The organism is uncultured Oscillibacter sp., from assembly GCF_900544955.1.
GTDB lineage: Bacteria > Bacillota > Clostridia > Oscillospirales > Oscillospiraceae > Oscillibacter.
This window is the reverse complement of sequence record NZ_UQXD01000064.1, coordinates 1-9,000: the sequence shown is the minus strand read 5'-3', so window position 1 is coordinate 9,000 and position 9,000 is coordinate 1. Positions and strand designations below refer to the sequence as shown.

At 65.5% G+C, this 9,000-nt stretch carries 10 protein-coding genes and 1 pseudogene; 2 read left to right on the top strand and 9 right to left on the bottom strand.

The window, feature by feature from the left end; genetic code table 11:
• The 9 genes from QZS21_RS11190 to murI form a co-directional block, all read right to left on the bottom strand.
• A partial coding sequence (locus tag QZS21_RS11190) for a YgcG family protein (protein WP_295583404.1) occupies window positions 1-889 on the bottom strand: 889 nt, incomplete at its 3' end.
• Window positions 890-983: 94 nt separating this feature from the next.
• Window positions 984-2,153, bottom strand: coding sequence for a toxic anion resistance protein (locus QZS21_RS11185; RefSeq protein WP_295583402.1), 1,170 nt, complete (start codon window positions 2,151-2,153; stop codon window positions 984-986).
• Between the two features lie 30 nt (window positions 2,154-2,183).
• Window positions 2,184-2,882, bottom strand: coding sequence for a 5-bromo-4-chloroindolyl phosphate hydrolysis family protein (locus QZS21_RS11180; protein ID WP_295583401.1), 699 nt, complete (start codon window positions 2,880-2,882; stop codon window positions 2,184-2,186).
• A 102-nt stretch (window positions 2,883-2,984) separates the two neighbouring features.
• Window positions 2,985-3,515, bottom strand: coding sequence for a DUF6512 family protein (locus tag QZS21_RS11175; protein WP_295583399.1), 531 nt, complete (start codon window positions 3,513-3,515; stop codon window positions 2,985-2,987).
• 98 nt (window positions 3,516-3,613) lie between these two features.
• Window positions 3,614-3,949 carry a branched-chain amino acid transporter permease gene (locus QZS21_RS11170; protein ID WP_295583397.1) on the bottom strand — a complete coding sequence of 112 codons (336 nt, stop codon included), beginning with the start codon at window positions 3,947-3,949 and terminating at the stop codon, window positions 3,614-3,616.
• Window positions 3,940-4,644, bottom strand: coding sequence for an AzlC family ABC transporter permease (locus QZS21_RS11165; protein WP_295583395.1), 705 nt, complete (start codon window positions 4,642-4,644; stop codon window positions 3,940-3,942). The genes QZS21_RS11170 and QZS21_RS11165 overlap by 10 nt, the downstream gene beginning before the upstream one ends.
• 419 nt (window positions 4,645-5,063) lie before the next feature.
• Window positions 5,064-6,809 carry an arginine--tRNA ligase gene (gene argS, locus QZS21_RS11160; RefSeq protein ID WP_295583393.1) on the bottom strand — a complete coding sequence of 582 codons (1,746 nt, stop codon included), beginning with the start codon at window positions 6,807-6,809 and terminating at the stop codon, window positions 5,064-5,066.
• A 35-nt stretch (window positions 6,810-6,844) separates the two neighbouring features.
• Window positions 6,845-7,288, bottom strand: a complete 444-nt coding sequence (locus tag QZS21_RS11155) for a DUF1934 domain-containing protein (protein ID WP_295583392.1) — start codon at window positions 7,286-7,288, stop codon at window positions 6,845-6,847.
• A complete protein-coding gene (gene murI, locus QZS21_RS11150) occupies window positions 7,275-8,090 on the bottom strand; it encodes a glutamate racemase (protein WP_295583391.1) in 816 nt (271 codons plus the stop codon). The genes QZS21_RS11155 and murI overlap by 14 nt, the downstream gene beginning before the upstream one ends.
• A 192-nt stretch (window positions 8,091-8,282) precedes the next feature.
• Between murI and QZS21_RS11145 the strand changes: the two genes are divergently transcribed.
• Together QZS21_RS11145 and QZS21_RS11140 are read left to right on the top strand one after the other, a co-directional pair.
• Complete coding sequence (locus QZS21_RS11145; protein WP_295583389.1) at window positions 8,283-8,696, top strand: hypothetical protein; 414 nt, start codon at window positions 8,283-8,285, stop codon at window positions 8,694-8,696.
• Between the two features lie 134 nt (window positions 8,697-8,830).
• A pseudogene (locus QZS21_RS11140) lies at window positions 8,831-9,000 on the top strand (4Fe-4S ferredoxin); the annotation flags it as partial.

Genomic DNA, 9,000 nt, shown 5'->3' with positions numbered 1-9,000 from the left:
CCCGGGGCGGGCGGGGACCCGCTCCCGGTCCGCCGCCTCTGGGGGGCCGGGGGCCTCTGGGCGGAGGCGGCGGGCGGCGCCACCGGGGCCGTCCCCAGAAGATGGGATAGTAGCGCACCGTGGGAATGCCCATGCCGGGCATCATATAGCGCCTGCGGTAGCGGGTGTAGCGCACCCGGTCCAGAGCCACCCACACCGCCAGCAGCACGATCAGCAGCACCGCCAGCTCCATTGCCACCCAGCCGAAGGAGGGGGCCAGATAGCCGCTGGTCTCCGTGTAGTAGCCGTCCCCGGCGGAGTAGGTCTCCCGGACGGCGGGAATGTAGTTCTCCCGGATGGTGACATCGTAGAACTCCGCAAACCAGCCGATAAAGGCGTCAAAAGCCTTTTCCACACCGGCGTCGTAGTTTCCGGCGGCGAAGTCCGCCTCCATGTTGGCGTAGAGCAGGCTGTTCAGCGTCTCGCCGTAGTCGTACAGCCCGTCGCCGTAGGAAGTGCCGTAATCGCCCTGCAGGCCGCTCTGGGAAATGTCGTCCAGGGCCAGAACCAGGACCAGGCCGTTGTTCCGCTCCCTGGAGCCCACGCCATACTGATTGCCCAGGTCCGTGGCATAGGACAGGATGTCCTGCCCACCGGTGGTGTCCACCGTCACCACCAGGATTTGGGCGCCGGTCTGGGCGAAGAGGGAGGCGTTCATGGCGTCGATATGGGCCATGGTGGCGTCGCTCAGCACGTGGGCGTTGTCGTACACGTAGGTATAGGTGCCCACCACGGCGGTGGAGGGTTCGGCGGTGTCCGCCGGGCGGCGGGCCTGGCCCAGCAGAATGCCCGCCGCAATGGCCAGGACCATGATCAGCGCCGCCACCGGGCGTTTTTGGAATACTTTCATAGGCAAATCCTTTTATGTTGGTTTTTAACAGGGATAGGAGATGGCCGCGCCTCTGGCGCGGATTCCCCTACCTCCGCCGAAGGCGGCCATTCTCTCAGTTATGCAGCTCCATCAGCTTCTGTTTCAGCTCGCCTTCGATCCGCCCCAGCTCCACCTCGGCGGCCTTGCGCTTCTGCGCGCCCTCCCGCTGGATGGTCAGCACCTCGTCCAGGGTGGAGATCAGCTGCTGGTTGGTGTGCTGGAGGGTCTCGATGTCCACAATGCTCCGCTCCGCCTCCTTGGCGGTCTGGACGGTGCCCATTTTCAGCATGTCCGCGTTTTTCTTCAGCAATTCGTTGGTCATCTCCGTCACGGCGCTCTGGGCGGCGGTGGCCTGGCGGCTGTGCTCCAGCCCCAGGGCCAGCACCATCTGGCTCTTCCACAGGGGGATGGTATTCACCAGGGAGGACTGGATTTTCTCCACCATCAGCGTGTCGTTGTTTTGAAGCAGCCGGGTCTGGGGGCCCATCTGGACGGAGATCACCCGGGTCAGCTCCAGGTCGTGGAGCTTCTTTTCAAACCGCTCGCACCGCTGCACCAGGTCGTTGTAGGCCTGGGCGTCCTCCTGGGTGCCGGAGGCCTCCGCCTTGGCCTTCAGCGCGGGCAGCTCGCCCGCCCGGACGTCCGCCAGCTTCCGCTTGCCCGCCAGGATGTACATGGTCAGCTCCTTGTAGTATTTCAGGTTCAGCTCATACATCTGGTCAAACATGGCTACGTCCTTGAGGAGCGTCACCTGGTGCTGCTCCAGCTCCCGGGCGATCTTGTCCACATTGGTCTCCACCTTGGCGTACTGGGCTTTCATGGCCTCCAGCTTGTTGCCGCCCTTTTTCAAAAAGCCGAACAGGCCCTTCTTCTCCTCTTCCTCACCGAAGCCCTTCAGCTCCACCACCAGCTCGGACAGGGACTTGCCCACCTCGCCCAGGTCCTTGGTGCGGACGGAGGAGAGGGCGTTCTCCGAAAAGCCCGCCACATTTTTCTGGGCGGCGGCGCCGTACTGAAGGATCATGTTGGAGTCCGCCAGGTCGATCTTCTTGGAGAAATCCGCCACCGCCTGCTTCTCGGCCTCGCTGAGCAGGTTTTCGTCCATCTGGACCGGCTCCGCCTCCGGCTGGGGGGGCGCCGCCTCCGGCGCGGCGGGCGCGGCGGCGTCCAGGGTCAGCTGGGGGATGTCCGCCGCGACGGCGTCCGGGGTCAGGGTCAGCTCGGGCAGTTTGTTCTCGTCCATAGTCTCTTCCTCCGTTTATTGTGTTGGGTCTTACAGCTCCAGGCGCACGTCCGTCCCGTCCCGGGGCGCCGTCTCCGCCTTCAGCTGCTCTCCCGCCAGGCCCTCCCGGGCCATCATGTTCTCCAGCACGGTGATGTCCGTGGAGATGTCCAGGGCCTCGGCGCCGTACAGGCTGTCCAGCTGCTTTTCAAAGGCCGCCACCACGGTGCGCATCATGGCCTCCACCTTGGCCATGGTGGCGTTGATGTTCTCGCCGGAAACCCCGGCGCCGCTCATCCGGTCATAGGAGTTCAGGAGCTTCAGCGTGGTGGGCAGGTAGTAGTCCATGAAGCGCTGGATTTGGGGCAGCTTCTTGGGGTCCTGCCGCACCTCCTCGAAAATCTTCTGGGACACCTGCTCCAGCCGCACGATGTCGGCGGAGATGCCCGGGTCCGCAATATTGTCGTCCAGCCGCTTCATCTCCGCGATGGCCAGCCGCCCGTCCTTGAGCATCTTGTCCAGCGCCGGGTCGCCGGTGCCCTCCTCCTTGGGGGCCTGGGCCGCCGGCGCTGGCTGGTCCTGGGCCGCGCCGCGGCACAGGGCGTTCACGCCGAAAAACACCGCCGCGGACACCGCCGCCAGCAGCCCGATATACAGCGGCTCATACAGGGGCAGCAGCACGCCGCCGGCCAGCCACAGCGCCGCCACCGCGTAAAACGGCGCCACGCTCCTGCGGGGACTTGTCTCCATAAAAGGACCTCCTTCAGGCCAATAATAAAATATTATACCCCCGCCGGACCGGTGCGGTCAAGGCGGGGGGATTGTAAAATAGCTGTGAACGGGGCGGACGGCTCAGGGAATGCCCCAGACCCCCGCCGCCATGTCCCGCCAGAGGGCCAGGTGAGGCGGGCGGAAGGTGCACCAGACGAACAAAAAAGCCACGGCCCACAGCGCCAGCAGCCCCACCACCTGCTGCCAGGGCTGGGACAGCCGCCCCCGGCCCAGGAGGCGGAAATCCAGCAGGAAGGCCCCCAGGTCCGCCAGGAGGAACACCGCGGCGTCCGCCCAGGGCAGCCGGTAGCCCAGCACGCCGGTGTAGGTATAGAACAGCACGGGGTACAGCGCCGCCCCCGCCAGGACGGCGGCGGCCCGCACCGCCAGAAAGTCCGGGTAGTTCCGGCCCATGGCCCAGGTCTGGAGAACGGAGAAGAGGAACATGGGGAAGAAGAGCAGCTTCATGTGCTCCCAGACGGAGCCGTTGACGGCGGAAAAGGCCGCCGCAAAGGTGCCGCCGCCCCAGCCGTAGGTGCTGCGCAGCAGCGCCCCCAGGGCCGCCGTAAACAAAAAGCCCGCCAGTTCCCAATAAAACAGCCGTTTCCGCATTCCGCTGCGCTCCCTTCCAGACAAAAAGAACCGCGGCCCCAGGGCCGCGGTTCCAGTCTGTGCGGGTTTGGAAAATTTATGCGCGCTGTCCCCGGCGCTCAGGCGAACACCAGTTGGACCAGGAGCATGTACAAAACGGTGCCCCCCGCGATGGACAGCAGCACGTTGCCCTTCCACCGGTGCAGCGCCGCCACCGCGGCAATGGCCAGCAGCTCCGGCGCCCCGTGGGGGGCGGAGAGCCAGGAGACCCCTTTCAGGCAGTACACCACCAGAAGGCCCATCATGGCCGCGGGCAGCACCCTTCCCAGATACGTCACCACCGCCGGGGGCTCCTTGTTCTCCGGGAACAGCCAGAAGGGGAGCCACCGGGTGAGCTGGGTCCCGGCGGTCACCGCCAGGATGATGGCAAGGGTTTGAAACGCCGTCAGGTGCACAGCCGTCTCCTCCCTCCCAGAAGCACCGCCAGGATCAGCACCATGGCGGGGATCACCAGATTGTCCGGCCCCATCACCGTCAGGCTGACGGCGGCGCAGGCGATGCCGATGAGGCCGGCGGCGTGGTTCTCCCGCTTTTTCCACTGCTCCATAAACAGCACCACAAACAGCGCCGTCAGGGCGAAGTCCATGCCGGTGGTGTCAAAGGTGAGCAGGCCGCCCAGCAGGCTGCCCGCCACCGAGCCCACCACCCAGTAGCAGTAGTCCAGAAACGAGACCCAGAAGTAGAAGTCCCTCCGCTCCACCCGGGGCGGTGGCTCCACAGCGGAGACCAGGGAGAAGGTCTCGTCCGTCAGGGCGAAGATGAGGTAGGCCCGGACCTTCCCCAGGCCCCGGTACTTCTCCAGCACGGACAGCCCATAAAAGATGTGCCGGGCGTTGACCATGACGGACAGCAAAAAGGCCTGCACCGGGTCGAAGGCGGTGGTCAGCAGGGTGATGGCCACAAACTGCATGCTGCCCGCAAAGCACATGAGGCTCATCAGCGCCGTCCAGCCCACGCCGTAGCCGCTGGTTTTCATCAAAACGCCGAAGGCCATGCCCAGGCACAAGTATCCCGTCAGCACCGGGACGGTCACGGGGAAGGCGGCCCGGAGGGCCGTCTGCCGGAGGGATGTGGGGATTGTCTGCTCCATTGCAGCCTCCAAATTGTCGATTGGTAGTTGTCAGAATACCCCCGCAGCGGCGGTTTGTCAAGGGGGTAGGGGGCCGGAGTCCCTTGAAAGCAGGGGCTGACGGCAGCCCTGCCCGGCACTGGCCTTTGAAAAAGACCGGGCAAGCCGGCCGTCCGGGAACCGGCGGGCGCACAGGCCGGTCCGTATGCCGATTGCCGGACGGCGTTCCCGGTGGGCGTGGGGCCCCTCCGGCGGGCATGGCGTCCCCGCCGGATATGGTGGAAAGCACGGCCCCTGCAATAGCCAGGGAGGCGAGGGGAAGGAAGCCCTGTAAGGCCGGGCACGGCTCCCGCGGCCTGCCCCGGCGGGGATCGCCGGAGGCCCCCGCCGCGGTCCCGCATTTCTGCAAAAGGGAGGCCCGGTCGGGGCCTCCCTGCGCGTCACATCTTCTCCGGGGCGTCCACGCCGATGAGCCGGAGGCCGTTTTGCAGCACGATGCGGGTGTCGTCCGCCAGCTTCAGCCGGGCGGTGAGGAGCGCCGGCTCCTCACCCTTGATGCGGCAGGCGTTGTAGAACCGGTGGAAGCAGGCCGCCAGCTCCTGGAGATAGCGGTTGATGTGGCTGGGGTCGTAGTCCCGGGCCGCCAGCTTGATCTCCTCGCCGAACTGGGCGATCTGCTTGAGCAGGGCCTGCTCCGCCTCTCCGGAGAGGAGGGAGATATCCACCGCCGCCTGGGTGGGGACGGCCGCGCCCTCCTCCGCCAGGGCCCGCAGCAGCGAGCAGATCCGGGCGTGGGCGTACTCCACATAGTAGATGGGGTTTTCTGCGTCCTCCCGCACCGCCAGGCCCAGGTCGAACTCCATCTGGGTGTCGGGCTTGGCGTTGAAGAACCAGCGGGCGGCGTCCACGGGAATCTCGTCCAGCAGGTCGGAGAGGCTGATGGCCTTGCCGGTGCGCTTGCTCATCCGCACCACCTCGCCGTCCCGCAGCAGCTTCACCAGCTGCATCAGCACGATGTCCAGCCGGCTGCTTCCGTCCAGGCCCAGGGCGTCCAGGGCGCCCTTCAGCCGGGCCACGTGGCCGTGATGGTCGGCGCCCCAGATGTTGATGACCTTGTCAAAGCCCCGGACGGCGAATTTGTTGCGGTGATAGGCGATGTCGGCGGCGAAGTAGGTGTAAAAGCCGTTGGCCCGGCGCAGAACGTCGTCCTTCAGGTCCAGCTTTTCGATGTCCTTCTCCTTCTTGCCCGCCTTGAGCAGGTTCCCCCGCATGATCTCGGCGGTTTTCAGCCACAGGGCGCCGTCCTTCTCATAGGTCCAGCCCCCCTGGGTCAGCAGCTCCGCCGTCTTGGCCACGTATCCGCTCTCGTGGAGGGCGGACTCGTAGAACCAGTTGTCGTAGTTGATCTTGTAGCGCTGGAGGTCCGCCTTCATCTTGGGCAGGTTCACCTCCAGGCCGAACCGGGCCAGGGTCTCCTGGCGCTCCGCCTCCGGCGCATGGGAGAGGGCGTCCCCGTGCCGGTCATAATAGGCCTGGGCCAGGTCCCGGATGTCCCCGCCCTGGTAGCCGTCCTCCGGGAAGGGCACCGCGTCCTCGCCGTGGATCAGCTGGAGGTACCGGGCCTCGATGGAGTGGGCGAATTTGTCGATCTGGTGGCCGGCGTCGTTGACGTAGAACTCCCGGGTCACCTCGGCGCCGCAGGCCGCCAGCACGGCGGCCAGGGTGTCGCCCAGCACGCCGCCCCGGGCGTTGCCCATGTGCATGGGGCCGGTGGGGTTGGCGGAGACGAACTCCACCATGACCTTCTGTCCCGCCAGATGGCCGGAGGTGCCGTAAGCCGGGCCCTCGGACTCCACCGCCTCCATCACCCCCCGGTACCAGTCCGCCCCCAGGCGGAAGTTCAAAAAGCCGGGGCCGGCGATCTCGGCGGAGGTGAAGTAGCTCCCCGCCAGGTCCATGTGGTCCAGCAGCGCCTGGGCGATGGCCCGGGGGGGCTGGCGCAGGGCCTTGGAGCAGGCCAGGGCGAAGGTGGTGGTGAAGTCGCCGTTGGCGGCGTCCTTGGGAATCTCCACCGGGGCGGTCTTCACCTCCGCCTCCGGCAGGGCGCCGTCCGCCACGGCGGCGCGGTAGGCGGCCATGGCCAGGGCCGCCGCCTGGTCTTTTGCATTCTGGATCATGTTGATCATATCGTTACTACCTCTTTCGTTGAGATGGTCTTGTCTCAGTGTTTCCGCCGCACCCGGATTTTAAAGCAGTTCCGGCCGGTGACGGTGTGCTCGACGGCGATGGAGTACCGGATTTCCATCAGCCCGCCCCGCTCCGTCAGGTTGTGGCGGAGGGTGCTGGTGCGGATGTCCACCGTCAGCTCCCCGAAGGGGGTCTCGTACAGGGAGGTGTGCTGGCGCCCCTCCTCAAACACCATCCGGGAGTTCACTTTTCCCGTCCGGGTGAGAATCACCCGGTGGCCCTGCACCTGAAAGGCGGTGGTGGTCCCCTCCATCCCCGTCAGCTCCGTCTCCCGGTAGGTCAGCACCAGGCCGTCCCCGGTGAGTTCCAGGGTGCCGTCGGTCATCAGCTCCGTGGCGTCGGGCTCGATGTCGTCAAAATACTGCTCGCCCCGGATGGACAGCAGAACGGGCAGCTTTTCGCTCTCAATACTGGTCAATGTCGATCCTCCGTGCCGCATGGCGCAGGTCCTCCCCCAGGAACACCGACGCGATGCGCTCAAAATCCTCCGGCCGGTCGCTGACGTAAAAGGACGCCCCGCCCCGCCGGTTCTCCTCCGCCTCCAGCCCGCCGCAGCGCAGCAGCCGCCTCAGCTCAAAGGCGGACTCCTCCCCGGCGGAGACCAGCGTTACCCCGGGGCCCATGATCTCCCCGATGATCTCCGTCAGCAGGGGGTAGTGGGTGCAGCCCAGGATCAGCGTGTCGATGCCCGCGACCCGCAGGGGCTCCAGATACTCCCGGGCCACCGTCTCGATGACTACGTCCCCTTTGTGGATGCGGCCGTTTTCCACCAGGGGCACAAACAGCGGGCAGGCCCTGCCGATCACCTCCACCGACGCATCCAGCCGCCGGAGCGTGGCCTCGTAGGCGCCGGAGCGGATGGAGGCCAGGGTGGCGATGATCCCCACCCGCTTCGTCCGGGTCACCTCCAGGCAGCGGCGGCAGGTGGGCTCCACCACCCCCACGATGGGCAGGTCGTTTTCCGCCTGAAGGGTGCCCAGGGAGGTGGTGGACACGGTGCCGCAGGCGATGACCAGGGCCTTGAGGTCAAAGGAGCGCAGGAACCGCACGTCCTGCCGGGCGTATTTCAGCAGCGTCTCCTTGGAGCGGCCGCCGTAGGGCACCCGGGCGGTGTCCCCAAAGTAGATCAGCTCCTCCTTCGGCAGAATCCGCCGCAGGGCCCGCACCGCCGTCAATCCCCCCAGGCCCGAGTCAAACACGCCGATGGGTCGCATATCCATAGCTCTTCCAAACTCCTTCCGGGCCGGCGAGCCGTCCCGAGGTACATTTTCGCATCTGAATTATATATTATACTATGCGGTGTCTCTCCCCGCAAGACAGATTTTAGTCTTTTTACCCGCTTTTTTATATGGCATTTCCCCGCTTCCTTTGCTATAATCATATCGTATCAACCATCTGGGAGGTGTTGCCCAATGCATATCGAATTGACGGAACAACAGTTCCGGTATCTGCTGGACCTGGTGTACATCGGAAACTGGGTGATGAACTCCACCCGGGAGGACGACCGCATCCGGGAGTATGACCAGGTGGAGAGCCTGATTTTCTCCCACTGCCCCCGCCACCGCATGAGCAAGCTGGCGGAGCTGTATCGGGGGGAGGTCATCCCCTCCCGGGCCTTTGCCGACGGCGGCATCCACGAGGCCATTGAAAACTACGAGGACGTGGTGTTCTACGAGATTCTGGCGGAGGAGCTGGCCCTGCGGGATATGGACGGCGAGCCTCTGACCCGGGAGAACTACGGCGCCCTGATGGAGCGCATCGACGCCTACCTCTCGGAGTTTGACCAGCACGGCACGGACCACATCAGCGTGGATATGGAGGAGTAGCGCCGGGAGAGGCCGTCCCGGCGTCTTCGCCGCGTGCAAAAGAACAGAGGGGCGCCCCCCGGGCGCCCCTTCAGCCCGCCTCTTCCCCGTATCGGGGGGAGACGCGGGGGAACAATAAAAGGAGTAAAGAACATATGAGTGAACAGGCAAAGGTCTATTTTGCGGACTTCCGCTGCCCCACCTGGCGGGAGAACCTGCCCCAGAAGCTGGCCCGGCTGATGATGACCGCTGGCTTCGGCGACATCGACATGGAGGGCAAGTACGTGGCCATCAAGATGCACTTCGGCGAGCCGGGGAACCTGGC